This is a genomic window from Ensifer sp. Root1252 (assembly GCF_001425885.1).
GTDB lineage: Bacteria > Pseudomonadota > Alphaproteobacteria > Rhizobiales > Rhizobiaceae > Ensifer > Ensifer canadensis.
This window is the reverse complement of the sequence record NZ_LMDT01000005.1, coordinates 101,061-128,005: the sequence shown is the minus strand read 5'-3', so window position 1 is coordinate 128,005 and position 26,945 is coordinate 101,061. Positions and strand designations below refer to the sequence as shown.

24 protein-coding genes and 3 pseudogenes are annotated in these 26,945 nt (G+C 60.3%); 13 read left to right on the top strand and 14 right to left on the bottom strand.

Annotation, left to right across the window (positions count from 1 at the left end; all coding sequences use genetic code 11):
- Positions 1-29: 29 nt before the first annotated feature.
- Entirely contained in the window at positions 30-746 is a 717-nt protein-coding gene (locus ASD02_RS07650; RefSeq protein ID WP_057220467.1) for a FadR/GntR family transcriptional regulator, read from the bottom strand.
- 355 nt (positions 747-1,101) lie between these two features.
- Between ASD02_RS07650 and denD the strand changes: the two genes are divergently transcribed.
- Genes denD through ASD02_RS07635 form a run of 3 tightly spaced genes read left to right on the top strand, consistent with a single transcriptional unit; the run spans position 1,102 to position 4,777 of the window.
- Positions 1,102-2,088, top strand: a complete 987-nt coding sequence (gene denD / locus ASD02_RS07645) for a D-erythronate dehydrogenase (RefSeq protein ID WP_057220466.1) — start codon at positions 1,102-1,104, stop codon at positions 2,086-2,088.
- Entirely contained in the window at positions 2,085-2,996 is a 912-nt protein-coding gene (locus ASD02_RS07640; protein ID WP_057220465.1) for an NAD(P)-dependent oxidoreductase, read from the top strand. Before denD ends, ASD02_RS07640 begins: the two co-directional genes overlap by 4 nt.
- Positions 2,993-4,777, top strand: coding sequence for an IlvD/Edd family dehydratase (locus tag ASD02_RS07635; protein ID WP_057220464.1), 1,785 nt, complete (start codon positions 2,993-2,995; stop codon positions 4,775-4,777). Before ASD02_RS07640 ends, ASD02_RS07635 begins: the two co-directional genes overlap by 4 nt.
- Before the next feature lie 101 nt (positions 4,778-4,878).
- Here ASD02_RS07635 and ASD02_RS07630 read toward each other — a convergent pair whose 3' ends face one another.
- Genes ASD02_RS07630 through ASD02_RS07610 form a run of 5 tightly spaced genes read right to left on the bottom strand, consistent with a single transcriptional unit; the run spans position 4,879 to position 9,764 of the window.
- On the bottom strand, positions 4,879-5,466 hold the full coding sequence (locus ASD02_RS07630) for a DJ-1/PfpI family protein (protein WP_057215991.1): 588 nt from the start codon (positions 5,464-5,466) through the stop codon (positions 4,879-4,881).
- Positions 5,467-5,526: 60 nt separating this feature from the next.
- Positions 5,527-6,492 (bottom strand): substrate-binding domain-containing protein, encoded by a 966-nt coding sequence (locus ASD02_RS07625; protein ID WP_082555481.1) that lies wholly within the window; start codon positions 6,490-6,492, stop codon positions 5,527-5,529.
- A gap of 29 nt (positions 6,493-6,521) precedes the next feature.
- Positions 6,522-7,517 (bottom strand): ABC transporter permease, encoded by a 996-nt coding sequence (locus tag ASD02_RS07620; RefSeq protein WP_057220463.1) that lies wholly within the window; start codon positions 7,515-7,517, stop codon positions 6,522-6,524.
- Positions 7,483-9,075: a sugar ABC transporter ATP-binding protein gene (locus tag ASD02_RS07615; RefSeq protein WP_057220462.1), complete on the bottom strand. Its 1,593-nt coding sequence runs from the start codon at positions 9,073-9,075 to the stop codon at positions 7,483-7,485. Before ASD02_RS07615 ends, ASD02_RS07620 begins: the two co-directional genes overlap by 35 nt.
- Positions 9,072-9,764, bottom strand: coding sequence for a GntR family transcriptional regulator (locus ASD02_RS07610; RefSeq protein WP_057215981.1), 693 nt, complete (start codon positions 9,762-9,764; stop codon positions 9,072-9,074). The genes ASD02_RS07615 and ASD02_RS07610 overlap by 4 nt, the downstream gene beginning before the upstream one ends.
- 94 nt (positions 9,765-9,858) lie before the next feature.
- Here ASD02_RS07610 and ASD02_RS07605 point away from each other — a divergent pair, with 94 nt between their 5' ends.
- The 4 genes from ASD02_RS07605 to ASD02_RS07590 are packed head-to-tail and all read left to right on the top strand — an operon-like array spanning position 9,859 to position 14,417.
- Entirely contained in the window at positions 9,859-10,863 is a 1,005-nt protein-coding gene (locus ASD02_RS07605; protein WP_057220461.1) for an Ldh family oxidoreductase, read from the top strand.
- Positions 10,864-10,884: 21 nt separating this feature from the next.
- On the top strand, positions 10,885-12,084 hold the full coding sequence (locus ASD02_RS07600) for an iron-containing alcohol dehydrogenase (RefSeq protein ID WP_057220460.1): 1,200 nt from the start codon (positions 10,885-10,887) through the stop codon (positions 12,082-12,084).
- A 14-nt stretch (positions 12,085-12,098) separates the two neighbouring features.
- On the top strand, positions 12,099-13,562 hold the full coding sequence (locus ASD02_RS07595; RefSeq protein WP_057220459.1) for an NAD-dependent succinate-semialdehyde dehydrogenase: 1,464 nt from the start codon (positions 12,099-12,101) through the stop codon (positions 13,560-13,562).
- A 15-nt stretch (positions 13,563-13,577) separates the two neighbouring features.
- Complete coding sequence (locus ASD02_RS07590; protein WP_057220458.1) at positions 13,578-14,417, top strand: alpha/beta hydrolase; 840 nt, start codon at positions 13,578-13,580, stop codon at positions 14,415-14,417.
- Positions 14,418-14,430: 13 nt separating this feature from the next.
- Here ASD02_RS07590 and ASD02_RS36790 read toward each other — a convergent pair.
- Positions 14,431-14,653 (bottom strand): annotated as a pseudogene (locus ASD02_RS36790) (GMC family oxidoreductase N-terminal domain-containing protein); the annotation flags it as partial.
- A 168-nt stretch (positions 14,654-14,821) separates the two neighbouring features.
- On the opposite strand from ASD02_RS36790, the gene ASD02_RS07585 reads away from it, so the two are divergent.
- Positions 14,822-15,088, top strand: coding sequence for a type II toxin-antitoxin system ParD family antitoxin (locus ASD02_RS07585; protein ID WP_057220457.1), 267 nt, complete (start codon positions 14,822-14,824; stop codon positions 15,086-15,088).
- Entirely contained in the window at positions 15,085-15,381 is a 297-nt protein-coding gene (locus tag ASD02_RS07580; RefSeq protein ID WP_057220456.1) for a type II toxin-antitoxin system RelE/ParE family toxin, read from the top strand. The genes ASD02_RS07585 and ASD02_RS07580 overlap by 4 nt, the downstream gene beginning before the upstream one ends.
- A 26-nt stretch (positions 15,382-15,407) precedes the next feature.
- Here the strand turns inward: ASD02_RS07580 and ASD02_RS39595 are convergent.
- A pseudogene (locus ASD02_RS39595) lies at positions 15,408-15,852 on the bottom strand (hypothetical protein); the annotation flags it as partial.
- Positions 15,853-16,069: 217 nt separating this feature from the next.
- On the opposite strand from ASD02_RS39595, the gene ASD02_RS07570 reads away from it, so the two are divergent.
- The gene (locus ASD02_RS07570) at positions 16,070-16,813 is read left to right on the top strand and encodes a 3-keto-5-aminohexanoate cleavage protein (protein ID WP_082555480.1); all 744 of its coding nucleotides are present in this window, start codon (positions 16,070-16,072) and stop codon (positions 16,811-16,813) included.
- Between the two features lie 133 nt (positions 16,814-16,946).
- On the opposite strand, the pseudogene ASD02_RS07565 reads toward ASD02_RS07570, so the two are convergent.
- The 5 genes and pseudogenes from ASD02_RS07565 to ASD02_RS07540 all read right to left on the bottom strand — a co-directional run bounded on the left by ASD02_RS07565 (position 16,947) and on the right by ASD02_RS07540 (position 23,325).
- Positions 16,947-17,365, bottom strand: a pseudogene (locus ASD02_RS07565) (type II toxin-antitoxin system VapC family toxin).
- Positions 17,362-17,616: a hypothetical protein gene (locus ASD02_RS07560; RefSeq protein ID WP_057220453.1), complete on the bottom strand. Its 255-nt coding sequence runs from the start codon at positions 17,614-17,616 to the stop codon at positions 17,362-17,364. The pseudogene ASD02_RS07565 and the gene ASD02_RS07560 overlap by 4 nt, the downstream one beginning before the upstream one ends.
- 973 nt (positions 17,617-18,589) lie before the next feature.
- Complete coding sequence (locus ASD02_RS07550; RefSeq protein WP_057220451.1) at positions 18,590-21,436, bottom strand: winged helix-turn-helix domain-containing protein; 2,847 nt, start codon at positions 21,434-21,436, stop codon at positions 18,590-18,592.
- A 92-nt stretch (positions 21,437-21,528) separates the two neighbouring features.
- Complete coding sequence (locus tag ASD02_RS07545) at positions 21,529-21,939, bottom strand: Ohr family peroxiredoxin (protein WP_057215867.1); 411 nt, start codon at positions 21,937-21,939, stop codon at positions 21,529-21,531.
- Positions 21,940-22,017: 78 nt separating this feature from the next.
- On the bottom strand, positions 22,018-23,325 hold the full coding sequence (locus ASD02_RS07540; RefSeq protein WP_082555479.1) for an epoxide hydrolase family protein: 1,308 nt from the start codon (positions 23,323-23,325) through the stop codon (positions 22,018-22,020).
- A gap of 326 nt (positions 23,326-23,651) precedes the next feature.
- Between ASD02_RS07540 and ASD02_RS07535 the strand changes: the two genes are divergently transcribed.
- The 3 genes from ASD02_RS07535 to ASD02_RS07525 all read left to right on the top strand — a co-directional run bounded on the left by ASD02_RS07535 (position 23,652) and on the right by ASD02_RS07525 (position 26,305).
- Complete coding sequence (locus ASD02_RS07535; RefSeq protein WP_057215861.1) at positions 23,652-24,047, top strand: Ohr family peroxiredoxin; 396 nt, start codon at positions 23,652-23,654, stop codon at positions 24,045-24,047.
- 661 nt (positions 24,048-24,708) lie between these two features.
- Positions 24,709-24,993: a helix-turn-helix domain-containing protein gene (locus ASD02_RS07530; RefSeq protein WP_057211187.1), complete on the top strand. Its 285-nt coding sequence runs from the start codon at positions 24,709-24,711 to the stop codon at positions 24,991-24,993.
- Entirely contained in the window at positions 24,983-26,305 is a 1,323-nt protein-coding gene (locus tag ASD02_RS07525; RefSeq protein WP_057215858.1) for a type II toxin-antitoxin system HipA family toxin, read from the top strand. The genes ASD02_RS07530 and ASD02_RS07525 overlap by 11 nt, the downstream gene beginning before the upstream one ends.
- Before the next feature lie 42 nt (positions 26,306-26,347).
- On the opposite strand, the gene ASD02_RS07520 is transcribed toward ASD02_RS07525, so the two are convergent.
- Positions 26,348-26,929 carry an intradiol ring-cleavage dioxygenase gene (locus ASD02_RS07520; RefSeq protein ID WP_057215855.1) on the bottom strand — a complete coding sequence of 194 codons (582 nt, stop codon included), beginning with the start codon at positions 26,927-26,929 and terminating at the stop codon, positions 26,348-26,350.
- Between the last annotated feature and the right edge of the window lie 16 nt (positions 26,930-26,945).

Sequence of the window (26,945 nt, the reverse complement as noted above, 5' to 3'; positions counted from 1 at the left end):
AAACGGCAAGCGGCCAGCGCCGGAAGATTTCAGCCCGTTTCAAGGGTCAGACCCAGCCGACTAGCAGCAGCGAGCAGATGCCGCTTCATCGCTTCGCGCGCGCGTTTCGGGTCGCGGCTGGCAACCGCGTCGCGGATCGCCACATGCTCGGCAATCGTCAGTTCCACAATCTCCTCAAGAACCGCCGCGGCCCGCGCAGCGTTGATGGCAAGACTGATACGCTCCGCTATGAAGCCGACGAACAAAGCGAAATATTCATTGCCGGTCGAAGCCGCGATGACACGATGAAAGATCAGGTCAGCAACGATCCCTTGATCCGTCCATTTGTCCGCCCCCATCATGCTTGCCAGGGCCTCGTCGAGCTTCGCCAGATCGCTATCGACATGATGAGTTGCCGCAAGGCCAGCGGCTTCGATTTCCAGCGGCATGCGCAACTGAAACAGATCCCGGAAGCTCGCGCGATCATAAAGATCATCCTGCTCGATGCGGATCGACTGGCGCGCCTTGATCCCGGTTGCGAAGGCGCCGACGCCCTGTCTGGTCTCAACGAGACCCTCGTTGCGCAACTGGGCAATCGCCTCGCGCACCACCGAGCGGCTGACGCCGAAACTGCTGGCGAGAAAGTGTTCGGTCGGAAGCTTGCTTCCCGGCGGAATACGGCCGTCCGTGATCTCGCGCGCAATCTGGGCGGCAATTCGCGCCGGAAGATGCTCATTGCGCCTGATCTGTCCAAAATCCAGTGACATGCCTTTTCGCCTCAAAAAATTGCTGCCTATGAATGCCGCTCGAAATCCATGGCAACCCGGATTCATCGCGCCTAGCGGATCGACAGCCATTTTCAATGCCGCAACCAATCCCCGCCGGACCGGAGCGATACACATCTCTCATAGTCTGCTTCTTCAGACGTCCAATACCGTGCTCGGCACTGATCGAGCCGTGATAGGTCAGGCACCGAAAAACCTGTCGATCAATCCGGCGCCGCAATTAAACATTCTGCTTTCTAACGAATGATATAAGGTTATCAGACAACCTTACAACAGAATTTATACGATGCCGTCGTGTTACCTCGGATCGGCGTGCAGAAAAAGGGAGGAAGAACAGGTGCACATTTTCATTATCGGCGCCGCCGGCATGGTCGGGCGCAAGCTCGCACAGAGCCTGGCCAAAGACGGCACGCTGGACAACCGGCCGATCGAAAGCATGACACTCGTCGATGTCGTCACGCCAGAGCCGCCACTGGGCTTCGCCGGCAAGGTGACGTTGGAAACGGCAGACCTCTCGGCTCCGGGCGAAGCGGCGCGGCTCGTCGCCGGACGCCCTGACGTCATCTTTCATCTCGCCGCCATCGTGTCGGGAGAAGCCGAACTCGACTTCGACAAGGGGTATCGCATCAACCTCGACGGCACGCGTTTGCTGTTCGACGCGATCCGCATTGCCAATGGCGAGGATGGCTACAAGCCCCGCGTCGTGTTCACCTCCTCGATTGCCGTGTTCGGCGCGCCCCTGCCCTGTCCAATCCCTGACGAATTCCACACCACACCGCTGACCAGCTACGGCACGCAGAAAGCGATCTGCGAGCTGTTGCTTTCGGACTATTCCAGACGCGGCTTCTTCGAAGGCATCGGAATTCGCCTGCCGACCATCTGCATTCGTCCCGGAAAGCCTAACAAGGCGGCTTCCGGCTTCTTTTCGAACATCCTGCGCGAGCCCCTCATCGGGCAGGAAGCCGTTCTGCCCGTGCCGGAAGAAGTGCGCCACTGGCATGCATCGCCCCGCTCCGCCGTCGGCTTTCTCAGCCACGGCGCGACGATCGACGTCGAGAAGTTAGGCCCCTGGCGCAACCTGTCCATGCCCGGGCTCAGCGCGACTGTCGGGGAGCAGATCGAGGCGCTGCGCCGCGTCGCCGGCGAAAAGGCAGTGGCGCTGATCCGGCGGGAGCCTGATGAGATGATCATGCGCATGTGCGCCGGCTGGGCGCCGGGATTTGAGGCGAAGCGGGCAACTGCGCTCGGTTTTACCGCCGAAAAATCCTTCGACGACATCATCAGGGTTCATATCGAAGACGAACTTGGAGGCAGTCTGCAATGACAACCGGAACGGGACAAAAGGGGCGACGCATCGCCTTTCTCGGAACCGGCCTCATGGGCGCACCGATGGTGCGCCGCCTCTTGAGCGCTGGATATGCCGTCACGGTCTGGAACCGCGATCGCTCCAAGGCGGAGGCTTTGGCTGCGCAAGGCGCCGTCGTCGCGACCACAGCCGCCGATGCCGCGCGCGATGCCGATGTCGTCTTCACCATGCTGAGCGACGGCAACGCGGTCGGCAATGTCCTGATCGACCAGGGCGTGGCGGAGGTGCTCAAGGCCGGCGCCGTTGTGATCGACACGTCGTCAATCGCGCCGCCAGTCGCGCGCGCGCATGCCGAAATGCTGGCCAGGCGGCAGGTGCATCACGTCGATGCCCCGGTTTCCGGGGGCACGGTCGGTGCTGAAGCGGGCACGCTTGCGATCATGGCCGGAGGCGACGGCGCCGTCATCGAGCGGCTGCACGACATATTCTCGCCCCTCGGCCGCGTCACCCATGTCGGCCCCTCTGGCGCCGGCCAGATCTGCAAGCTCGCCAATCAGCAGATCGTCGCCATCACCATCGGCGCCGTTGCGGAGGCGATGATGCTGGTTAAGGCCGGTGGTGCGGATCGCGGCAAATTCCGTGATGCGATCCGGGGCGGGTTTGCCGAAAGCCGCATCCTGGAGCTTCACGGCAAGCGGATGGTGGATCGAGCCTTCCAGCCGGGAGGGTCGTCGCGGTTGCAACTGAAGGATCTCGATGCCGTCGCGGCAATGTCGGACGTGTACGGGCTCGACCTGCCGTTGACCTCCATGATACGTGACGCGTTCCGCGCTTTCGTTGCCGATGGGCACGGAGAGACCGATCATAGCGGCCTGCTGCTGCATCTCGAAAAGATCAACGGCCACGAGGGGGAGAAGGTCCGGTGAGCAAAGACCAGAAGGAAATTCGCAGGCTGCGTTCGCAGGACTGGTTCGACAACCCGGATCATCTCGACCTGACCGCGCTCTACCTCGAGCGGTTCATGAACTATGGCACGACACCGGAGGAACTGCGCAGCGGCAAGCCGATCATCGGTATCGCCCAGTCGGGCAGCGACCTGAACCCTTGCAACCGCCACCACCTCGACCTCGCCAAACGGCTGCGAGACGGCATTCGCGACGCCGGCGGCATTCCCATCGAGTTTCCAACCCACCCGCTGTTTGAAAACTGCAAGCGCCCGACCGCGGCACTCGATCGCAACCTCGCCTATCTCGGGCTGGTCGAAATCCTCTACGGCTATCCGCTCGACGGGGTCGTCCTGACGACCGGCTGCGACAAGACCACGCCATCGGCGCTCATGGCAGCCTCGACCGTCGATATTCCAGCGATCGTTTTCTCCGGTGGCCCGATGCTGGACGGCCACCATGATGGGGACCTGGTCGGCTCCGGCACAGTGATCTGGCGCTCGCGCCGCAAGTACGCCGCCGGCGAAATTGACCGCGAACAGTTTCTCGAGGCGGCGCTGAGTTCGGCGCCGTCTATCGGCCACTGCAACACGATGGGCACCGCATCTACCATGAACGCCATGGCCGAGGCGCTCGGCATGTCGCTGACCGGTTGCGCGGCCATTCCGGCCGCCTATCGCGAACGCGGCCAGATGGCCTATCGCACCGGCCGCCGCGCGGTCGAACTGGTACTGCAGGACATTCGTCCGTCGGATATTCTGACCCGCGCCGCCTTCCTCAACGCAATCAGGGTGAATTCCGCGATCGGCGGATCGACCAATGCCCAACCGCATCTGATGGCGATGGCCAAGCATGCCGGCGTCGACCTCAGCCCCGACGACTGGCAGGTTCACGGCTTCGATATCCCCCTGCTCGCCAACGTTCAGCCGGCGGGCGCCTATCTCGGCGAGCGGTTCCATCGCGCCGGTGGCGTGCCTGCGATCATGTGGGAACTGCTTCAGGCGGGTAAGCTGGACGGGGAGTGTCCGACAGTCACCGGCAGGACGATGGCGGGGAACCTGGAAGGGCGTCAGTCCGATGACCGTGAGGTGATCAGGCCTTATGCGGACCCGCTTCGCGAACGCGCCGGCTTCCTGGTGCTGAAGGGTAACCTGTTCGACTTTGCCATCATGAAGATGAGCGTCGTATCGGAGGATTTTCGCCGGCGTTACCTGAGCGATCCCGGCCATGAGGGCGTGTTCGAGGGCACGGCAGTGGTGTTCGATGGATCGGAGGATTATCACAGACGGATCAACGATCCGTCGCTCGCGATCGATGAGCGTTCGATCCTGGTGATCCGAGGCGCTGGCCCGCTCGGCTGGCCCGGCTCGGCCGAAGTCGTCAACATGCAGCCGCCCGACCACCTGCTGAAGCGCGGCATCATGAGCCTCCCGACGATCGGCGATGGCCGGCAATCAGGAACTGCGGAAAGCCCGTCGATCCTCAATGCCTCGCCGGAAAGTGCGGCGGGCGGCGGGCTTGCCTACGTCCGGACCGGCGATGTCATTCGGATCGATTTCAATGCGGGCCGATGCGACATGCTGGTCGATGACGCGGAAATCAAGCGGAGGCATAGCGATGGCATCCCGCACGTTCCGACCGACGCCACCCCCTGGCAGATGCTTTACCGCCAGACAGTGACGCAATTGGCCGACGGCGCCACCATCAGACATGCGGACACGTTCCGCCAGATCGCTAAGGTGCCACCCCGGCATAATCATTGAACGCAAATAAACGATCGCTGCCCCGAGGTGATCAAGATAACGCCTTTGGAACACCAGCCCGCCCCGAAGAAGACGGGGCGGGCGGTTCACGCTTTCCCGTTTCAGGTATGCGTGATTTTTGTTCCGAGCACGTTGAGGCACTCTCGCATGAAAGCGGCAAGCCCCGTCCAGCCCTTGGCCGACACCATGTTGCCGTCGACATAAGCCTCCGTGGGCTTGACGTCGATATAGGTGCCGCCAACGGCCGTAACTTCCGGCTCGCAGGCACCGAGGCCCGCGACCTTGCGGCCCTTCAAGACACCTGGCACTGCCATCAGGATCTGCACGCCATGGCAGATCGTGAAGATCGGCTTGCCGGTCTCATGGAAATGGCGGACCATGTCCTGGATGCGCTTGTCCGTGCGGATGTATTCCGGTCCGCGGCCACCCGCCGCGTAGACGGCATCATATTCCTCGACGCGCACTTCGGAGAATGTCATGTTGATGTCGGCATAATGGCCGAGTTTTTCCGTGTAGGTCTGATCGCCCTCGAAATCATGCAGCGATGTCTTGATGCGATCGCCGGCCTTCTTGTCGGGACATATGACGTGGACCGTATGGCCCACAGCTTCCATCCCCTGCTGGAATACAAAGATCTCATATTCCTCGGTGAACTCGCCGGTCAGCATGAGGATTTTCTTGCCGCTCATAATGTATCTCCTGTTGGAATTGAATGATCGGCGCCCGGAGTGGCCGGGCGCCGTTACGTATCAGAAGGGGGAATCCGGGAAGTAGAACTGGTCGGCATTTTCCGGCGTGATCAGCGGCGCACCGAGCAGGAACGACCCGCGCACCGGAGCCTGCCCGGTGAACTGCGCGGCCGTCATGTACATCGCAGACTTGATCATCGACGGCGGATAAGGCGTCGAGATCGGCGTGCGCTCGTTCTTCTCCTTCACCATCTCGATAACCTGCTTCATTCCGTTGCCGCCGAGCGCGTATTTGATGTCCTTGCGACCGGCATTATCGACTGCTTCGAGCACGCCGAGCAGCATGTCATCGTCGTTGGCCCAGACGGCGTCGATCTTGGGATATTTGGCGAGATAATCCTGCATCAGCTTGAAGGCTTCGTCCTGGTTCCAGTTGGCATACTGGATATCGAGGATCTTGATGTTCGACTTGGCGACGACATCGGAGAAACCCTTGATGCGTTCGTCATCGATGACCGTGGGAATGCCGCGAAGCACGACGACCTGGCCCTCGCCTCCAAGCTTGTCCACGAGCCAATGCGCCGTGTTGGCGCCGACGGCGATATTGTCGCCGGCGACATAAAGATCCTGAACGCTCGGATCGGTCAGGCCGCGATCGACCACGGAAATGAAAGTGCCGTTCTGCTTGATCTGTTCGACAGGCCCCGTCAGTTCCTCAGAGGTAAACGGCAGGATCACGAGGGCGTCGAGTTTGCGGCTCGCAGCCAAATCTTCGAGCGCAGACACCTGTGCGGTTGCCGAGGATGCCGTGGACAGAACGACGTCAATGTTCGGAAACGCAGCCTCCAGCTCCTTTTCCGCCTGCTCGGCGTGATAAACGACGCCTCCGGTCCATCCATGCGTGGCTGCCGGAATGGAGACGGCGATCGTCACCTTGTCTTCGGCCTGCGCGCTGCCGAGTGGCAGAACGAGGGCCAATGCTGCGGTCGATAACAAAAGACCGGCTTTCTGGATCATCGACTTCATTTTCTCCTCCTTTGAAGTCAGTGCGGTTTTCAGCGGTTGGCGGTAAAGCGGTGCGCCAGCATGGCGATAATGATGATCGCGCCCTGGACGGCGGCAACGAGGTATTCAGAGACCATGTCCGAAAGGACCATGACGTTGGCGATGACCTCGAGAATGAGTGCGCCGGCGACGGTGCCACCAATGCGCCCGCGTCCGCCACGCAGAAGGGTTCCGCCAATGACGACGGCAGTAATGACCTGCAATTCCCAGAGCTGACCGGTCGTCGGCGTCGCCGCGCCAAGGCGCGGCACATAACAGATGGCCGCAACGGCGACGCAGATGCCCTGAATGACGTAGGCGAGGGTCCGCACAGCGGCGACGTTGACGCCAGAGAAGCGGGCGACTTCGACATTGGATCCCGCAGAGGTCAGCCGGCGGCCGAACTTGGTCTTGTACAGCAGGAACGCACCCAGCATGACCACGACGAAGGTTATCTGGACGGGATAGGGTATGCCGAAAAGGCTGCCGAAATAGACCGGTCGGTATGCCTCCCGCAGGGCCCGGTCGATCGGCAGGGACCCGCCATCGGTCATGAAGGTGATGAAAGCCCGGAAAATGCCCATCGTGCCGAGCGTGACGATGAAGGGTTCGATTTTCCCGATCGTGACGATGAGCCCGTTGAACAGACCGCACAGAGCCCCGACCACGAGAGCAAGCGCTGCTCCCATCGGAATGGCCCAGGCACCGAATGAAGGGGCCAGATAGTTCATCACCATGATCATGATGCCGGTGACGAAGGCCATCATCGAGCCGACCGAAAGATCGAGGCCGCCGGACGCGATGACGAAGGTCGCTCCGACAGCGATGATCGCAATGAAGGCGCTACGGGTCACGACGTTGATCAGGTTTGCGGAGGCGACAAAGTTGGAGTTTACCAACGCGCCCAGCAACACGATCACCGCAAGCGCGATGAAGGGCGCAAAGTCCGCCCAGCGGATGCGGCCTCCTTCGTCAGAGGGTATGATTGTTGCGGTTGCTGTGGTCATTTTCGTCCTCCCCGACGTCGTCGCGCCCGCCGACCGTGGCGGCGTAGACGATGTTTTTCTCATTGATTTCAGCGCCGTTCAGTTCGGCGGCGATCCTGCCTCCCCGCATCACGAGGACGCGATCGGCGAGCCCCACCAGTTCCGGCATTTCCGACGAGATGACGATGCAGGCCTTGCCCGCTCGCACCATGGCGTCGATGAAGTCGTAGATCTGGCTCTTGTTGCCGATATCGATGCCGCGCGTCGGCTCATCGATGATCACCACCGAAGGTTCCGCCAGCATGACCTTGGCAAGCAGCAGTTTCTGCTGGTTGCCGCCGGAAAGCTTTCCGGCGTCAAGCCGAAGGGAACGGACACGGATATCGTAATCGGCGACCACTTTCTCCAGCCGGGAGCGCTCCTCCCGCTTATCGAGCACGCCACCTGGATTGACCGTATCAAGAGCCTGAAGCGTCAGGTTTGGGCCAAGCTTCTCCTCCAGAAGCAGGCCCTTCCCCTTTCGGTCCTCTGTCAGATAGACGAGACCGGCCTCCATCATCGTGCGCACCGATCGGTGTTTGATGTCCTTGCCGTTGAGCACGACGCTGCGGGCATGCGAGGGGCGAAGACCCATCAACCCTTCGATCAGTTCGGTCCGCCCCGCGCCGATCATGCCGCCGATACCGAGCACCTCACCCGGCCGGACGCTGAAGCTGGCACTCTCGGCACCATGATCGACCGCCAGATCCATTACCGAAAGGATAGGCGCTGCTTCTGCGGGCGGGCGTTTATGGGGATAAAGCATCTCCAGTTCGCGACCGACCATGAGCTCGGCCATTTCACGCTGGCTGAGACCGGCGGCAGGCCAGGTGCCGATCATACGACCGTCACGCAGGACGGTTATGCGGTCGGCAAGCGTCTGCACCTCATCAAGACGATGGGAAATATAAAGGACTGCCACGCCGTGATCGCGCAGCATCCTGACGATATCGAGAAGTGCCGCAACTTCGTCATTCGCCAGAACCGCCGTCGGCTCGTCAAAGATGACGACCTTTCGATCGTAGAGAAGCGCACGCGCGATCTGCACCAGCTGGCGCTGGGCAAGCGGCAGATTTCCTACTCGATCACGCGGGCGCGCCGTCGAGCCGACCCGCGCGAGAAGTTCCGCGGTACGCCGGTTCATGGCCCGGTCATCCACCATCAGGCCGCGGCCGATTTCCCGACCCAGAAATAGGTTTTCCGCAACCGTAAGGTCCGGGGCAAGCAGGATTTCCTGATGCACCAGCACGATGCCGGCGTCTTCCGCTTCCACCGCGTTTCGAAATTCCGTCGGCTCGCCATCCATTAGCAACCGACCGTCCGTCGGCGCGACGTATCCGGACAGCAACTTCATCAGCGTCGATTTGCCGGCGCCGTTTTCACCGATGATGGCATGAACCTCTCCCGCACGGACATCGACCGTGACATCCGACAGGACGGTAATTGGGCCGTAGGCCTTACCCAGACAATCGGCCCGGAGAACCGCGGCCGCCGAACTTTCCGGCGGGGCCAGGGGTTGAGGGGAAAGGACCGCGTTCATTCGAAGGCCGACAGCAGCCGATCACGCGAGCGCTCGATATGGATGCGCATGGCATCGAAAGCAGCCTGCGGATCTCCTGATCGTAAAGCGATGAGCAGGTTCTCGTGCTCCTCGAGCGCCTCCTGCGTCACGCGCGTATGGAACATCAGCCGGAAGATATGGAGATGCACATGCTGGTTCGAAAGCGTGTTCCGGATCACATCGTTTCCGGCGATCTTGAGGATTGCATCGTGAAAATGCGCATCCGCCCGAGCAAAGCGTGAATATCGCGTGTTGCGATCGACGGGCGTACCGCCATTGCCCATGTCTGCCGCAGAATTTTCAAGCTGCTGCAAAGCCTCAGGAGTCATATTGATTGCCGCAAGCCTGGCACCCTCCGGCTCGACCAGAAGTCGGAAAGCATAGAGATCCTGGAATTGCTTTTTCGTCCATTGAGGTGCTGCGCTATAGCCGACAAGATGCTCCTTACGCACAAGGCCTTCGCGCTCCAGACGACTGAGAGCCTCACGGATCGGCGTCTGTGATACACCGATTTCCCGCGCAAGAACGTCTATCGGAATGCGGGCGCCGGGCGTGATCTCCAGGGACATGAGGCGGTGATAGATGTTGTCATAGACCCCCTCGACCACGCTGCTCGGACGCAGGCTCGTCCCTTTGATTTCTCGTTCCGCTGCAAATGCCACCTTCAATCTCCGGCTTGCTTCTTGACACGCCGACATTTGTTGCAAATAAGATATCGTATGTCAAATACAATATCGTATATGATCCGATATAGGATTTAAGATGAGGATTTCACTTGAACGGCTTCGACGACTGGCGATCGCTCTTCTGGAAGCAAGAGGAGCATCGCCTGCCAATGCTCACCTCCAGGCCGATCTCCTGCTGGAAGCCGAATTGCGAGGTTTGCCGTCGCATGGCCTGCAGCGATTGCCGCTGCTTCTCTCCCGGTTGGAAAAGGGGCTCGCCGACGGGCGCACATATGGAACGGGGACATGGCGCAGACGGTCTTTTCTCAGCATCGACGGCGAGCGCGGCCTTGGACCGGTCGTCATGATGCGTGCAATGGATACGATCCGGCCGGTCTTGAGCGAGACGGGGATCGCCATCGCTGCGATCCGCGACGCCAACCATATGGGTATGCTGGCCTATTACGCAGAGGCTGCAGCAAGGAGCGACCTGATCGGCATCGTCATGTCGACCAGTGAGGCCCTGGTTCATCCCTTCGGCGGAACCCAGGCCTTGTTGGGCACCAATCCCGTCGCCATAGGCATTCCCTCCAGCGATCGCCCCTTTGTGCTGGACCTTGCGACAAGCATCGTCTCGATGGGGAAAATCAACAACCATGCGATGCGCGGTGCGCCTATTCCATCAGACTGGGCGGTGGATGCGCAAGGTTTCCCGACCACGGATCCACACGCGGCCAAGTCGGGGGCAATCGCCCCGTTCGGCGGCGCCAAAGGGTACGGCCTTGGTCTTGCGATCGAACTTCTCGTTGCCGCGCTTGCCGGCTCCGATCTCGCGCCCGATGTGCACGGGACGCTCGACGATATTCATGCAGCCAACAAGGGTGACCTTCTCATTCTCATCGATGCGGCATCCGGACACGGGAACGCCCGCTCGCTTGCAGCCTATCTCGACCACCTGCGCCGATCCCCGGCATCCGACCCCGAAAAACCGGTTGCGGTACCGGGCGATGGCGCACGCAGGCGCCGCATCGCGGCGGAGAACGCAGGGATAGAGCTGCCGCAACAACTTTTAGAAAGTCTTTTGGCGCTCAAGGCCGCCTGAACCATCGGAGGAGATGTGGAAATGAACCTTTTCGGCACACTGAGGGCGCCGCGCGAACTGCTCTTCGGCTCGGGACAACGGCATGCTCTCGGGAATATTGCCGCCCGGCTGGGCCGGCGCGCGCTGATCGTCACCGATATGCGCCTTTCCGCGGATGCCGATTTTCTCGCGCTCGTCCGGCAGCTCGAAGATGCCGGCATCGCGGTCATGATCGACAGTTCCACTCTGCCGGATGTACCGGTCGACTCCGCGGCAAAAAGCGCAGAGGGCGCCCGCAACTTCGCTCCGGACTTCGTTATCGGCGTCGGTGGCGGCTCGTGCCTAGACATGGCCAAATGCGTGGCTCTGCTCCTGACCCATGGCGGGCGACCGCAGGATTATTACGGGGAACATACCGTTCCGGGCCCCGTGATGCCTCTCATAGCAATTCCGACCACCGCTGGAACGGGCTCCGAAGTCACGCCCGTCGCCGTGCTTTCCGACGCCGAGCGGAGCCTGAAGGTCGGCATTTCCAGCCCTCACCTCATTCCGACCGTTTCCATATGCGATCCGGACCTCACCCTCACCTGCCCACCCTCCCTGACGGCAATTGCGGGGTCGGACGCTTTGACCCATGCGCTGGAAGCCTTCACCGCAATTCGCCGAGAGCCCGTGCCCGGCATCGCGCAACAGCGTGTCTTTGTCGGCAAGAACGAAATGTCCGACCATTTTGCGCTGCGTGCCATCTCCTTGCTCTGGCAGGGTTTGGAGGCTGCCTGCAAGGACGGCACGGATCGAGCCGCGCGCGAAAAGGTCATGCTCGGCGCCACGCTGGCAGGACTTGCCTTCGGTGTGGCCGGAACCGCAGCGGCCCATGCCATACAGTATCCCGTCGGCGCGCTCACCCATACCGCGCACGGCCTCGGGGTTGCCTGCCTCATGCCTTACGTCATGACATGGAACGCGCCGGTCATCCAGGACGAGCTTGGGACCATAGCCCAGGCGGCGGGTCTTAAAGGGCCGGACGATGTCGTTCCCGCCCTCATTTCCCTTTTCGCGCACATAGGGATTCCCTCGACGCTCCGTGAACTTGGGCTTGAAGAGAGCCGGATCGGCTGGGTTGCCGAGCAAAGTATCGGCATTGCCCGCCTCGTCCAGAACAATCCGCGGCCCCTGAACCTCGACGACATGCAGAACCTCATCGCCGCCGCCTATCATGGCGACCGGTCGCGCCTGAACTGAAAAGGATTTTCATCATGACGTTTCATGCCAAGATCGACGGATATGCCAATCCTGCTCTTCATGCGGAAGGCCTTTACATCGGCGGCACATGGAGAAAGGGCGGCGGAATAGCCGTCATGGACCCATCCACAGGCGAAAAACTGGCAGAAGTCGCGGATGCTTCTGTTGAAGATGCGATGCAAGCCGTTGATGCGGCGCATGCTGCTGCCGCCGCATGGCGCGCCACGCCAGCCCGCCAACGCTCGGAAATCCTCCGGCGCTGGTTCCAGCTCATGACGCAACACGCCGAAGAGTTTGCCACGCTCATCGCACTGGAAAACGGCAAGGCGCTGCCTGACGCGCGCGGTGAAGTCGCTTACGCCGCCGAATTCTTTCGCTGGTATGCGGAAGAAGCGACGCGTATTCCTGGCGAATATCGCCATACGCCGTCAGGTTCGCATCATATCATCGTCGATCACGAACCGATCGGCATCGCAGTCCTGATCACGCCCTGGAACTTCCCGGCCGCCATGGCGACCCGAAAGATCGGTCCGGCTCTTGCGGCAGGCTGCACGGTCATTCTGAAACCGGCCTCTGAAACGCCGCTGACGGCCTATGCCATGGCACGCCTTGGCGAAGAGGCCGGCGTGCCGGCGGGTGTCGTGAACGTTCTGACGACAAGCAATCCGGGCGCGGTGACCAACGCCATGCTGGCGGACCCCCGCGTGCGCAAACTGTCCTTTACCGGCTCGACCGGCGTCGGCCGGACGCTACTTGCCGAAGCTTCGAAATCCGTGGTCAGTTGCTCGATGGAACTCGGCGGCAATGCACCCTTCATCGTCTTCGACGACGCAGACCTGGAGGCTGCTCTGGACGGCGCGATGATCGCAAAGATGCGCAACGCTGGCGAGGCCTGCACCGCCGCCAACCGTTTCTATGTCCAGGCCGGCATCCACGATGCCTTCGTCGGCCGTCTCACGGCGCGCATGGCCGGGCTGACGATCGGTCCGGGCTACGATCCCGCAACCCAGTGCGGCCCGATGATCACCACCAATGCCGTGCGCAAGATCGACAGGCTGGTCACGGACGCCATTGCGTCCGGCGCACGCGCGACGACCGGCGGCAAGCCGCTTTCGGAAAACGGTTATTTCTATCCGCCAACCGTTCTCGAAAACGTGCCTGCAGACGCCGCGATCGCGCGTGAGGAGATCTTTGGTCCGGTCGCGCCGGTCTATAAATTCGTTACCGAAGACGAAGCTGTTCAACTGGCGAACAACACCGAATACGGCCTTGCCGCCTACGTCTACACCCAGGATCTGAAACGGGCGATGAAGGTCGGCAAGCGGCTTGAGACAGGCATGCTCGGGATCAACAGGGGACTGATGTCCGATCCGGCCGCACCCTTTGGCGGCGTCAAACAGAGTGGTCTTGGCCGTGAGGGCGGCGTCACCGGCATTCTGGAGTTTATGGAGGCAAAGTACTACGCAGTAGACTACTGAGACTGGAGGAACCCGATGACGTCACAAGATCTCTACCGAATTCGCGATTTCGTACCCGATTTCGACACTATCGCTGCCGAATTTACAGAACGCAGCCGGCAGCTCTCAGCCAGGTCCAAACTGATGGCCGATATCCGGTATGGCGCGCGTGACAGGGAGGTCCTGGACGTCATCCTGCCCGACAACGTCAAGGCTGGCGCTCCACTGCATGTCTTCGTTCATGGCGGCTACTGGCGATCCGGTGAGAAGGAAAACTATCGCTTGGTCGCCGCTCCCGTCCTTGAAGCCGGGGGTATCGCCGCTATCGTCGAATATGACCTGATGCCCGGTCAACGCTTGCATGTCTTGGTGAATCAGGTGCGGCGGTCGGTGCTCTGGCTTCAGAAACATGCAATTGACTTTGGCGCAGACCCTCACAAAATGACCGTTAGCGGCCACTCGGCGGGCGCGCATCTTGCTTCCTTTCTAGCCGCGATAGCCCCGGGAGAAACGGAACGCCCTGACCTGCCCGTTCTGCAGGAGATGTTGCTGGTGAGCGGCATATACGATCTGTCTGAAATTCCCGATAGTTTCCTGCGCGATGAAGCTAGGATGACCCCGGCGGAGGCCGCCGCATGGTCCCCTCTGACGGCAAACCAGTTGCCTTCGCCCCGGCGGATAATCGCATTTGGCGCGGAGGAGACGTCCCCGTTTCGTGAGCAGGCACTGGCGCTGAGCAAGAAGCTGAGCATCGATGACCGTGCCGTGAAACTAATGTCGGCGCCGTGTCTCAACCATATGAGCGTCGTTCTGGATCTTGCAAACCCTTTCGGCCGCCTCGGAGGTTTGGTCGTCGAGATGATCTCGCGCGGCTGACAGGCGCTGCTAGGCCGAAGGCGAGATGATCCTATGATTGCGCACAACGCCCGGCAAGTGTTGCACGACGGGGATCCCGTGAGATTGCAGCTTGTCTTCTGGGCCGATACCGGACTGCATCAAAACCTTTGGCGTGTTGATCGCCCCAGTGACAGCACCGTTTGGCAATGCGCCATGAACTGGCGTCGCTCACCATCGATCAGAGCTTCTACTCCTCTCACCCGCTGACCGTCGAACGATGGCGTACCGCGTGTACGCGTCGACAAGGCCGACAACGACGATCGTATCTATATGATCCGCAACTCCCGGACCTCAGCATTGCGAATGCGGGTGATCGCCAAGAGGATTGATAATAGTTGATAAACGGCCTATCTTGACTTCCATCACATTCAATGGAGTACAGCATGATAAGTGCCGATCTGGGAAAGCAGCTCGAAAGCTATATCCAGCAACTCGTCGACACAGGTCGTTATGGCTCGAAAAGCGAAGTCCTGCGGGAAGGTGTGCGACTGGTCCAGGACCGCGAGACCCGGCTTGCCGCGCTGGATGCCTCCGTGACGCGCGGCATTGCCGATGCCGACGCGGGCCGAACGAAGCCGGCGAGCGACGTTTTCGTGCGACTCGAGGCCAAATACAGTGCGATGGCTGATCAGGCCGAAAAATCGGAATGATCCTTGAGTTTTCCAACGAGGCGGAAAGCGATCTTGAGCAAATCGCCGATTATATCGCTGCGGACGATCCCCGACGCGCCCTTTCATTCGTCCGGGAGCTGCGGAGCAAGTGTGAGGATCTCGTCGATAGGCCGAACGGCTTCGCCCTCGTCCCGCGCTACGAGCACCATGGTATCCGCCGGCGCGTTCATGGCAATTACCTGATCTTCTACCGCGTCGAAACCGCGAAGGTGGTCATCGTCCATGTCCTGCATGGCGCCACCGACTATGGCGCCATCCTGTTCGGTGATTAGTTTCGGTCGGTCGATCAGAAACGATCTCACGCACGAACCACCGAGCCAAGCGGCGATCTTCTCCGCCCAGCGTCCTCCCGTGCCGATTCCGCGAGTGCCTCTTCGATCTCGCGCAATTTCTGACGCTTCTCTGCCAGGTCGTCGGCAAAAGCGAAGACTCTGCCGCGACTGGTAAGAGGAAAGCCGCCGCTGGTATTTCCGCCAGCCTCTGGCGATAACGTTCCTGCTCTTGGCCGAAACCGTCGAGTGCGTGCTCGCGGCGCGAGATGACACCGAGCGACGTGACGGTCGCCGACAACTCGATCTCACATCAGCACCCCTTTGAAGCAGCGTCTGGTAGTGGTAATTGTCACCACGCCCGAATTTTTCGCCATCATAGACGAGATCGAAGCCGCCGACGGTGGCGATGTGGACCTCACCCTCTTGCTGCAGTTGGACAAGAGTGAGGATTTCCTTCATCAGCGCCCTTCCGCGTGCGGAAAGATGCGGTTTCAGTCGATACATTGTGCGATGTTTTTGGCCCAGAACGTGAAGATCCTCGCAACAAGCCGTGCACGGGGCTCGTGACGAACGGCTCCTCTTCGACCGCAAGCGGTCGCCAGCGAGGGGCGCAATGAGCGGCTCGAATGAGCCCATTGCAGACCTTCTCTCTACAGCTAACATGGCCCCACAAATGCTGGAGACCAACATGATCGTCCAAGCCTGCCTTAACGGTGCACGTCCTGGCGACTATCACCCGCGGCTACCGCTCACGGCGGATGCCATTGCCCTCGACGGTGCGGCGTGCGTCTCCGCGGGGGCTGCCGAACTTCACATACACCCCTGCGGCCCGGACGGACGTGAGAGCCTCCTGGCGGTCGATGAGGCGATATACGCCGTGCGGCGCGCTTGTCCGGGAAGTCTTGTCGGGGTGTCAACGGGCGCGTGGATAGAACGCGACGAGAAGCAGACGCGAGACTGCATCTCTGCTTGGCGGCAGCTGCCCGACTACGCCTCCGTCAATATCTCCGAGCGGGATGCTCCAGCGCTTATCGCGTTGCTCCGCCGCATGGGTGTCGGCGTCGAAGCGGGATTGGCCACGGTCGCGGATGCCGAGCGATTTGTTACGCTTCCGGATTGCCATCGAGCTTTCCGCATCCTCATCGAGATCGAAGAACAGGACCTTGGAAAGGCTGACGCGATCGCGGATGGGATAGCGCAAGTTCTTGAGCGCGCGAATATCCTACGACCAGTCCTTCTACACGGGTTCGACGCGACCGTTTGGCACTTCGTCAACCGCGCGCATCAACGGCGCTGGTCTACGCGAGTTGGATTAGAGGATGGGTGCCAACTTACGAATGGTGAAATAGCGGGTGGGAACGCCGACCTCGTGGCAGATGCGCTTCAAATCTTTCGGCCTTCCTTTCAGCACGGTAACACCTCGCTCGAATGACAGTTTCGTCCGCATTTCGGCGGTCCCGTGTGCTGGCCATGGGCGACTTCTCACCACCCATTGCGCTCTCCGAGGTGAGTTTCGATGCTTCGCCTTGAACCCAGTTGAACCCGAGACCCGCCCCTTGCCGAGTCTATAGGTGGTTCCAAGGATTGACGACGGGGACTCCTGCCGCCTCAAAGGGACTCGTATCGCGTGTCGCGATTGTAAATCCCTTGGAGGCTGCAATAGCCGCAATATATCCATTAGGTGTCGGGAATCCTTCCCCCCTGCTCGAGCGGTTGCCGCAAGGTCCGCATAGTGCCGAGCGGCCGCAGTGTCGAATGACAACACGCGATCGTCGAACAGTTCGAGCAGGCCATCAAGCGTGTCGGCCAACGCCTTTTTGCGCCGGCCCTCCGGTAGCGCAGCGATGCCAAACAGTAGCTCCGCCAGCGTTACACTGGACAGATACAAGGTTTCGGCTACCTGGTCATTCAACCAATTGCGTATAGCCAAATCCGGGGCCGGCTTCATCGCCTCCGAGACGACATTCGTGTCCAGGACGATCATTCAAACCTCATTGGCTCCGCCGGCGCTTTCTCTCGCATCTGGTCGAACACTTCGAAATCATCATTGGTCAATCCAAGCCGCCCGCTCAACTCGGCCAAGGCATCGCCGATGCGAACACGCTGTTCGGGCTTTACCGCACGTTCCAGAATCTCGCGGACTTCCGCCTCTGTGCTACGGCCGTGAAGCGCCGCTCGGACGCGTAAAGCCCGGTGCACTTCATCAGGTACATTTCGTACTGTCAGGATAGCCATAGTCAGACCCTCGCAATCGCCTTCATTGACTGCAATATAGTTCCGTTGCAGTCATTCTGCGAGTTTCGGAGTTTGAGATTCTTGAGCGTTGGCTTTCAGCCCGGCTTCTATGGCTCGGTCACGGTCAAGGCCACGCCCAAGTACCCGTCGATACATTATGCGACTGTCGAGGCACTAGCGAACAGACCCCCATCAAGAAGCGTCCGCCACCTGTTGTTGGCCAACCGAGAGCCGCCGAGCCAATTGCCGATCAAGGGCGATACCGCACTTCCTGAAGATGAAGCGCGAAGGCGCGCGTGTCTTAGTTTGCGCCAAACCGCTCAAGCATCTTTCGAAGCAGAGCATTCTCCTGTCGAACCCGCCGAGCCAGAAGCCCTTTCAGTCTGCGGTTTTCTTCCTCGAGCGCAGCGAGCTCGTCCACCGCGACTGGAACGGCAGTCGCCACCTTCTTGCTTCGTGGGCTGCGCACGAAACGCGTTGGACGAGGACGCTTCGGAACCTGCAGCGCCTTAATCGGAAGTATCGCGTTTACGAGCGAGCCCGAAGCCTCTTCGGAGTGAGCCGGCAGGACAACAGCCTCTTCTGCCACGGCTGCAGGTCCGGCGACTGGTAGAGTTCCACTGACTGTGCCCCCGATTTGATCGCAGCCTTCGGCGCTCTGCCGCGGCGCAGACGGTTTGACCGACAGCTGCGAAGAGATGCGGCGCTTCGCTCTCGGCCTCACCAGCGCCTTCAGATCGGTATCACCCCAAATGGAGGCTGGTCGGACTGCCGAACGCCGACGGCCCGACTTCACTTCGACGATAAAATTTCGCTGCTGTGGTTTCATCGATATTCAATGGTCAAGAGCGCCAGACGCGAGCACAACGCATCAAAATCGCTCCGCGTTATGTGAACAATCCGATGGAACGCAAACGCGAAACCGGTGCGTTGGCCACCTCAGTGCCGACAACAACCTTGCCTGCGCTGTGACCTATAATAGCCTCTGCAATAATACTCTCGCCGCCTTGACATCCGTCGTATCCGAATCTTCATCAATCCGCTCGAAAATTGGCTGCAACAATATTCGCGCCTCACGCAGCCGGCCATCATCAAGCCAGAGAGCAGCGAGATCGGTTGCGGCCCGCAGCTCCCAGGCACGGGCGCCCATGGTTGCACTTTTTCCGATCGCCAACGTCAGGCACGCCTCAACATCTTCATCTGAAGAATGCGTCGATGACAACAATCTCGCCTTAACGCGCAGCAGTTCGGGCAGGTAACACAGGTCTCCATTTTTCTCGACAGACTCGATAGTTCGGTTGATCCTGGTCAAGCCTTCGTCGAACTCACCGATCGCCACCAATCCCTTGACGAGTGCGATCTCTAGCATGGTTGTGAACACCTCGTAGGTCGCCAGATGAAGCTTCTCGATGCATCGACGAATCGTCTCGATCCCGGCTTTCACGTCTCCACGGCGGACGGCTACTTCGCCCTGGAAACCTTGAGCTACGGACACGTACGGTGAGAGGAAATGCAGTCCTGCCCGCGAGATCAACCATTCAATATGCTCTTCGGCACTGGGTAGGTCGTCGCGCCACAGGAAGACAGCAATGCCGCCCAGAAGCGCGATGCACAGGGTCAGGGAATGATCCAGCTTGGCTGCATCGCTGATCGCCTCGCGCGCCCGAAGCTCAGCCTGCTCCGGATAGCCTTGGAGCCAGAGGTTTCGAGCCAGAATCCCGCCTGCGAGGTGTTTTCCTTCGAAGCCAACATAGCTGGCAGCGGTTCTTTGCGACCGCGGTTGGCTTCTCGCTGCCGCCTCGAGCTCAATCCTGGCGTTGGCCAAATCGCCCGTGAAATGCAGCGAGTTTCCGAGAAAAAAGCGACCCAGTTCAACCGTGGCAGGATCGTCCACCGTCATGGCGATTGCAGAGCAACGGCGCGCGTAGTGAAGGGCGGCATTAAAATCGCCGATGCGCAGGCTCAACATGCTTAACGGGCCCAAGATACGCAATTGATCGAGCGCACTGCCTCGCTCTTCCGCGATTTGCAGGCTGCGAACGAGGGCGGCTTGTGAGGTTTCGCGGCCGCCTTGAAGGTACATTCGGGAAATTCCAAGACCCGCTTGCAGGTGCATCTCCTCGACGCTGCCTTTCGACTTGTCATCCAGCGCGAGAAGGGCACGTTCCGACCATCGCTGGCACTCGGGAAACAGCGACATGATCTGGAAGACCGATGCGGCCGCGGCCGCAAGCCTAACGCCAACGTTGATGTCGCCGTGTTCCCCGAAGCACCACTCCAGTGCCGTGCGTACATTGTTGATGCTTACGAAATACGGCAGCCGCTCAGGCCCTGTCGACAACGTCGGCCAATCCGGGCCGAATTGCTCGAGCCAACGTTGATAATAGATCGCGTGGCGCGCACCTAATCCGGCTTGATCCTCTTGGGTCTGGGATTGCAGGGCATAGGCCCGTGTCGTGTCCAATAGGCGGTAACGCATCGTCGCGCCGAGGGGATGGGTTGCGAGCAATGATTTGGCAACGAGATTGTCGATCGCTTCGAAGACGGACGGCGGATGCATCTCGGAGGTGGAAATCACTTCCAGTGCGGCATCAAGTGTGAAGTCACCGACAAAGACTGCCAGTCGCCGAAGTACGAGGCGTTCCACCTCCGTGAGGAGCCCGAAGCTCCAGTCGAGCGTTGCCTGCAGCGTTTTTTGTCGCGGCGGTGCTGTTCGAGATCCCGTCCATCCGAGTGTCAAATGCCGATCGAGAAGCGTGGCGGTCTGGGTGAGACCATAGCTCTCGACGCGGCGCGCGGCGAGTTCCAGTGCGAGCGCCATGCCGTCGAGCTTCCGGCAGATGCTTGCTACGACGCGAACGTCCTGGTCGCTGAGCTCAAGAGACGCCCCGCTTGCCGCAGCGCGTTCGATGAACAGCCGCGTGGCCGGAAAGGAGAGAACTGTCTCGGTGGGAAGTTCCGGATCATCTGGAGGGCAGGCGAGGGTGTCGAGGCGGTAAACGCTTTCAGCTTCGATTCTCAGTGCTTCACGGCTCGTTGCGAGGAGAAACACCTGCGGAGCGGCGTCGACAATCGCTGCCGCGAGATCCGCAATGGCATCTATCAGGTGCTCACAGGTATCGAGGATCAGCAGGATCTGCTTGTCGCGGAGATAGGCGATCAGGCTGGGGCGGACATCTTCGGATCCAACGGGCAGGCCGAGCATCGAGGCGATCCCCGCCGCGACCAGACCCGGATCGCTCAACATGCCGTAATCGGCGAACAGGACAGCTCCGTTGAAGGTCGGTGAGAGATGATGCGCGACTGCAGTGGCGACCGTGGTCTTCCCGACGCCGCCGACGCCTACGATGGTGACCATTCGCGACGTCATCACCCTTTCCGCGAGGCGCAGAACGTCCTGCTCTCGTCCGATCATTCGATCAAGTCGGCCTGGCAACAGGGCATGACGGAAATCGGGAGTGGTGGACGCTGGTCGCAGGCGGCTGGATCGCGAGATCGGTGCTACGAAACAATAGCCCCTTCCGGCAACCGTGGTGATATAGCGCGCGCCGTCCTGTCCGTCGCCCAGCGCTTTCCTCAATCCGGTCATGTGAAAACGAAGGCTGCCTTCGTCGACGATCACATCCGGCCAGACGCACGACATCAGATCTTTCTTGGCAACGACGACATTGGGCGCAAGGGTCAGGGCTATCAGCAAGTCGAGCGCACGGGCGCCCAGGTCGACTGCAACACCGTCTTTCGCAAGCAGGCGCTGGCCGATGCTCAAGCGGAAGGGACCGAAAGTCAGGTCGTCGGCATTGGCGTCGCCGAAACTGTTCATGTCGCTCGCCCCAGCCGCCCGATTGGCCGCTTATACTCCAATGGGCCAGGACGCGCTATCGAGGATGATCGTCTACTGAGACAATTGCCGCTTCACACGATATTGAAGTCGACCTGAATATTGCCTCGTGTGGCCCTCGAAAACGGGCAGACGCGGCGGGCTTCGTCTATCAACATGGCGGCGATGTCACCTTCCATTCCCGGAAGCTGAATGACCATTCGAACACCAATGACAAATTCGTCGTCGTCGTCCGAGGACAGATCCACTTCGGCATGGATTCTGACATTGGCGGAGAGGGGCATTCCGGTCTTCCGAGCGACCTGTGCCACGGAGCTTGCGAAGCTCGCGGACCATGCCGCTGCCATGAGCTGTTCGGGATTGGTGCCGATCTGGGTCGAAGCGGGATCCGAGAGCCTGATATCGAGCACGCCGTCCGTGCTGCGGACGACGCCGTTGTTGCGCCCCCCGGTCGTTTCGGTCGTGGCGGTGTAAATCTTGTTCATGGATTTGTTCCTTGGGCGGCAAGCGCCCGTTGGAAAACTCGGCGCGTACAGTGCACGCGCCGAGGCTTCAGCCTATGTTCAGCCGGATTTGCGAAGGCTGCGGAAGCCGGCGCGCACCTCGTCGGTAAAAAGCTTCGGCTGCTCCCAGGCTGCGAAGTGTCCGCCCTTTGGAAGCTTGTTGTAGTGCACGAGATTTGGGTACGCCTGTTCAGCCCAGGTGCGCGGCGTCTGGTAGAGTTCGTCCGGAAAGACGCTGACCGCGACCGGCACCTTGACCCCCTTCGCGGCGAAGAATGCGAGCTTGTTCTCCCAGTAAAGGCGCGCGGCCGATACGCCCGTGTTTGTCAGCCAGAACAGCGTCACATTGTCGAGGACATCGTCGGGGCTGAGGCCTTCATCCTGCCCGTCGAAAGAGCGGGCGATCATTTCCAGGCTCGCCCCGTCGTGATCGAGCATGTAGGTCGCAAGTGCGATCGGGGAGTCCGTCAATCCGGTGAGGGTCTGCGGCCGCGTTCCCATCAGGAATGCGTAGGAAACATGCTTGTAGAAAAAGACAAGTTGATCATACGAATGCTTTTCTTCATCCGAGAGACCTGCTGGGGTCGGGGCTCCGGAAAATGCTGCACCGTTGATGGCATCGGGTATTGCGCCCGGCATGTTGGTATGGATGCCGAGCAGTTCCGGAGGAGCCTGCACGCCGATCATGTCGGTTACGACAGCACCCCAATCGCCGCCCTGTGCGACAAACTGGGTGTAGCCCAGACGGCGCATCAGGGTAGTCCAGGCGCTGGCAATGCGTTCCGGTCCCCATCCCGTCGCTTCAGGCTTGCCAGAGAATCCGTAGCCCGGCATCGACGGGATGACGATATGGAATGCATCCGAAGCGCTTCCGCCGTGGGCAGTCGGGTCGGTCAGTGGGCCGATGATCTTCAACTGCTCGATGATCGAACCCGGCCAACCGTGCGTCACGATCAGCGGCAGTGCGTTTTCGTGCCTGCTGCGGACATGAATGAAATGGATGTCCAGCCCGTCGATCTCCGTAATGAAGTTGGGTACGGCGTTAATCCGGGCCTCGACCTTTCGCCAGTCATATTTGTTCTGCCAGTGATCCAGCAACTGCTTGGTCGTCTTCAGCGGTACGCCTTGGGTAAAGTCGCCGACGGTCTCTTTTTCCGGTAGCCGCGTGCGGGCGAGGCGGGCGCGAAGGTCGTCCAGATCCGCTTGCGGAATGTTCACCTGAAACGGGCGGATGGTGTCAGATCCCGTCGCCGCCTTGGCATATGAGGGAAGCAAACTCGCAGTGCCCAGGACGGCGATCCCGGATGCGACGGCACCCAGCAGGCGGCGGCGGTCTTCGTCGATAACGTCAATCTTGATTACGGTCATTAGCATTCTCCTCGGTAAATCGGATCGTCTGCACCCCTGTGCTGCTTTAAGGGGTACGCCGAGGCCGTCGAATGCACACGTTAGGCGTTGTTAGATGATGATAGTGACCTTGATGGTCATCGAAGACGACGCCAGCGACCGCTCGCGGTGCACTGCCCTGAGGTGCGGTTCCCATCTTGCCGCTCACAACGCTCCCGATGTCGTTAATCGCGACTATTGACGTCTAACAACGCCTAACGTGCGGTTCCTGTCCCAGCAGCGTAACTCTTGGATCAGCACAAGGTGCAGACGATCAATCCATCAAAACCTAGGACAGGAAATTCGCTATGACCCATAAGGTTCTCTTCACTGGCAAGACGCACAACACCAACGGCCGCGATGGCGGCGCTCGCAGCAGCGACGGCTTTCTCGACGTCAAGATGAAGCAGCCGCATCCGGCCGCTGAAAACCTCTTCGGTGCCGCCTGGTCGGCCTGCTACATGGGCGCGATCGAAGTTGCCGCCTCCCAGAGGCAGATCAAGCTCGCGGCCGGGATCGCGGTCGATGCCGAGATCGATCTCAATGTCGATGACGGCAACTATTTCCTGAGCGCCCGTTTCAATGTCAGCGTACCCGGCATCGATCCTGTCATCGCTCGCGAACTGCTCGACGCCGCGCACAGCATTTGCCCGTACTCCAAAGCAACGCATGGCAACGTCAACGTTGTGACAAACCTCGTCTGAACACGATCTCTCGGGTCTGCCCGTACATGACGGGCAGACCCGGCAAATATTTTGGCGCTATTGATCGCGAAAGCAGCGCGAGAAACCTGACGGATCATAAGCCTTGGCGTTAAGAGCGCGCTTATGAGCAATCGGCCTGACCGAGAGCGCGGTCTTGAAACGAGACGAACCAAGGATCTCGTTGTTCCGCTATCGGGCCCGGCCGCCTCAAGGGGCGCTGAGATGATCCGAGCAATGGCCCTGCCGTCGGGAAGCTAAGCCGGGACATTGGACAGTTCGGCACGCCGGCGATCGATTCCCCCGATATCCGCAATAAGGGTTTCGGCTTGTTCCAGGGAGGCGAGGGGAAAAGTGACACTACCTTGTAGAGCCGCAGCGGTGCCCTCTTCGTGAAGACGGTTAAAACGAAAACCAAAGATGCGTCCTACGACCAGACGACCTTCTACGAGGCTTGGCGAATCCGTAAGTCGCGGCGCCATCAAGGGGTTGCTTCCCTTATGACCAATCAAATGAACAACCTTTGACTCAGCCGTACGCATCATGGCAAGATGTACAAAATTCTGGGCGCAACCGTCCTTCACGTACAATTAGATGGACAAAAGAGGTGCCTACCGTGCCACGCAAGAGAAGCTATTCAAGAGTGACGCGCGAAGCGCTCACCATGCTTGGCAAACTGATCCGCGTCGGCCGAGCCGAGCGCCGCCTAACGGCGCAAGAACTGGCCGACCGCGCCGGCATCAGCCGCACGACGCTGTCCAGCATCGAAAAGGGCACGCCCGGCCCTGAGATCGGCATCGTCTTCGAGGTCGCCTCCCTCGTGGGCGTGCGTCTGTTCGACTATGATGAGCGCACCCTGCAGATGCACAACGCCCGCCTTGATGAAAAACTTTCCCTGCTGCCCAAGAGCGTCCGCCACACGATGAAGGAAGTCGATGATGACTTCTAGGGCGGACGCCACTGAAGCCTTTGTCTGGATGTGGTTGCTGGGGGCAAAGGAACCGGTGGTTGCAGGCCGCCTCGACCAGGATGGCGAGCGCCTGATCTTTACCTACGGCGCCAGCTACCGGCGTCGAAAGCAAGCCATACCGATCTATGAGCCCGAACTGCCCCTTCAGGAAGGCGTAATCGCGCCCATCAACGGCCTGCGGATGGCGAGCTGTATCCGCGACGGCTCGCCCGATGCCTGGGGCCGTCGGGTGATCATCAACAGGCTGACGGGCAAAAAGCCCGACGCTGCCGGTGTGCCGGAGATCAGCGAGCTGACCTATTTGCTCCAGTCAGGCTCCGACCGGATTGGCGCTCTCGATTTTCAGGCATCGGCCACAGAATATATCCCCCGCCTTGCCGCGCAAGCATCGCTCGACGAGCTCCTTGAAGCGGCTGACCTCATCGAAAAGGGCGTTCCTCTGACCCCGGCGCTCGATCAGGCCCTCAATTACGGCACCTCGATCGGCGGAGCGCGCCCCAAGGCGCTGATCGATGACGGGACAAAAAAGTTCATCGCCAAATTCTCGGCCAGCAACGACACATACAGCGTCGTAAAGGCGGAATTCATCGCGATGAAGCTGGCAAGCGCCTGCGGGCTCAACGCGGCATCCGTGTCGATGACCCGCGCCGCGCAAAAAGACGTGCTGCTGATCGAGCGCTTTGACCGCACGCATACCAAGGCCGGCTGGACGCGGCACGCGATGGTCTCGGCCCTCACGATGCTGGGCCTTGATGAGATGATGGCCCGCTATGCCTCCTACGAGGACCTAGCCGAGCTGATCCGCCACCGCTTCACCGATCCCAAGTACACGCTCAAGGAGCTCTACGGACGGATTTGCTTCAACGTCCTGTGCGGCAACACCGACGACCATGCCCGCAACCATGCCGCATTCTGGGACGGCAAGAGGCTGACCTTGACGCCCGCCTACGACATCTGCCCGCAAAACCGCACGGGCAACGAAGCCACGCAGGCCATGCTGATCAAGGGCGAGGGCCGCACCAGCACTCTAGCAACGTGCCTTGCAGCCGCGCCGGATTATCACCTGAAAGAGGCGGAAGCCGCCGCGCTGATCGAGCGGCAGATCACGGGGATCGCCGCACACTGGCAAGAGGTCTGCGCGGAAGCCGAGCTGACCCCGGTCGATCGCAAGCTGTTCGCGGGGCGTCAGTTCCTCAATAGCTACGCTCTTGAAGGACTTGATGGTTACACGGCGCTGCAAGACGCGTTTCGCGCCGCACGTGATGCATTGATCGCCGGCGGAAGCGCCTAAAGATGACAGCGCCCAAGCAGCTCAAGAGACGCAAAGCGCCGGTTACGCCACTATGAAATTGTAGCGGCCGAATTTTCCGTCGCTCGTCGTTCTGATGTCGAGCAACAAGTCTGCATTGAACATGCGGTCACGCTCATTGTCCGGCTCATCGGCAAAATACAGCTGCGTCGTCAGCGCCTTCCCGCCGGGCCGTTGGACTTTTACGTGGTAGTGCCGAGTGCGACCAGGATAGATCCCGGGCACGATCGTCTCGAACCACCATTTGCCTTCTGCATCTGTGAATTGATGTCCGCGGAGCTTGTATCCGCTATTGTCGTAGGCGCCCATCTCATCGGCATGCCATAACTCGATCATCGCTTTTGCTACGGGCTGGCAGTCCCTGGTTAGTGCGTAACCAGCAAGCGTCATCCTTTCACCGCCCGGTGCATCGCTCGCGAAGTCCTGTTTTTCAGGGCTCTCCGGCGTAAAATACGGGCCTTCGGTCTGTGCTGGCGTCAGCTCGTGGTCATCCCCGCAACTGGCCGTAAGCGGCAGCTCCACAGGAGCGCCGGCTGCATGGCCTAGTCTCGGCAGCACAATCGGCGTTGCGACGAAGCTGATAAGGAAATGTCGCCGGGTCGGCATGGCGTTATATCTCCAA

Bases quoted from the DNA above. Each gene is read 5' to 3' on its own strand.
- ASD02_RS07570 (WP_082555480.1), top strand. From the start codon at position 16,070: ATGATCGTCCAAGCCTGCCTTAACGGTGCACGTCCTGGCGACTATCAC.
- ASD02_RS07525 (WP_057215858.1), top strand. From the start codon at position 24,983: ATGACTTCTAGGGCGGACGCCACTGAAGCCTTTGTCTGGATGTGGTTG.
- ASD02_RS07530 (WP_057211187.1), top strand. From the start codon at position 24,709: ATGCTTGGCAAACTGATCCGCGTCGGCCGAGCCGAGCGCCGCCTAACG.
- ASD02_RS07545 (WP_057215867.1), bottom strand. From the start codon at position 21,939: ATGAACAAGATTTACACCGCCACGACCGAAACGACCGGGGGGCGCAAC.
- ASD02_RS07585 (WP_057220457.1), top strand. From the start codon at position 14,822: ATGATAAGTGCCGATCTGGGAAAGCAGCTCGAAAGCTATATCCAGCAA.
- ASD02_RS07535 (WP_057215861.1), top strand. From the start codon at position 23,652: ATGACCCATAAGGTTCTCTTCACTGGCAAGACGCACAACACCAACGGC.
- ASD02_RS07600 (WP_057220460.1), top strand. From the start codon at position 10,885: ATGAACCTTTTCGGCACACTGAGGGCGCCGCGCGAACTGCTCTTCGGC.
- ASD02_RS07650 (WP_057220467.1), bottom strand. From the start codon at position 746: ATGTCACTGGATTTTGGACAGATCAGGCGCAATGAGCATCTTCCGGCG.
- ASD02_RS07550 (WP_057220451.1), bottom strand. From the start codon at position 21,436: ATGAACAGTTTCGGCGACGCCAATGCCGACGACCTGACTTTCGGTCCC.
- ASD02_RS07520 (WP_057215855.1), bottom strand. From the start codon at position 26,929: ATGCCGACCCGGCGACATTTCCTTATCAGCTTCGTCGCAACGCCGATT.
- ASD02_RS07540 (WP_082555479.1), bottom strand. From the start codon at position 23,325: ATGACCGTAATCAAGATTGACGTTATCGACGAAGACCGCCGCCGCCTG.
- ASD02_RS07595 (WP_057220459.1), top strand. From the start codon at position 12,099: ATGACGTTTCATGCCAAGATCGACGGATATGCCAATCCTGCTCTTCAT.
- ASD02_RS07640 (WP_057220465.1), top strand. From the start codon at position 2,085: ATGACAACCGGAACGGGACAAAAGGGGCGACGCATCGCCTTTCTCGGA.
- ASD02_RS07605 (WP_057220461.1), top strand. From the start codon at position 9,859: ATGAGGATTTCACTTGAACGGCTTCGACGACTGGCGATCGCTCTTCTG.
- ASD02_RS07560 (WP_057220453.1), bottom strand. From the start codon at position 17,616: ATGGCTATCCTGACAGTACGAAATGTACCTGATGAAGTGCACCGGGCT.
- ASD02_RS07630 (WP_057215991.1), bottom strand. From the start codon at position 5,466: ATGAGCGGCAAGAAAATCCTCATGCTGACCGGCGAGTTCACCGAGGAA.
- ASD02_RS07590 (WP_057220458.1), top strand. From the start codon at position 13,578: ATGACGTCACAAGATCTCTACCGAATTCGCGATTTCGTACCCGATTTC.
- ASD02_RS07580 (WP_057220456.1), top strand. From the start codon at position 15,085: ATGATCCTTGAGTTTTCCAACGAGGCGGAAAGCGATCTTGAGCAAATC.
- ASD02_RS07620 (WP_057220463.1), bottom strand. From the start codon at position 7,517: ATGACCACAGCAACCGCAACAATCATACCCTCTGACGAAGGAGGCCGC.
- ASD02_RS07615 (WP_057220462.1), bottom strand. From the start codon at position 9,075: ATGAACGCGGTCCTTTCCCCTCAACCCCTGGCCCCGCCGGAAAGTTCG.
- ASD02_RS07625 (WP_082555481.1), bottom strand. From the start codon at position 6,492: ATGAAGTCGATGATCCAGAAAGCCGGTCTTTTGTTATCGACCGCAGCA.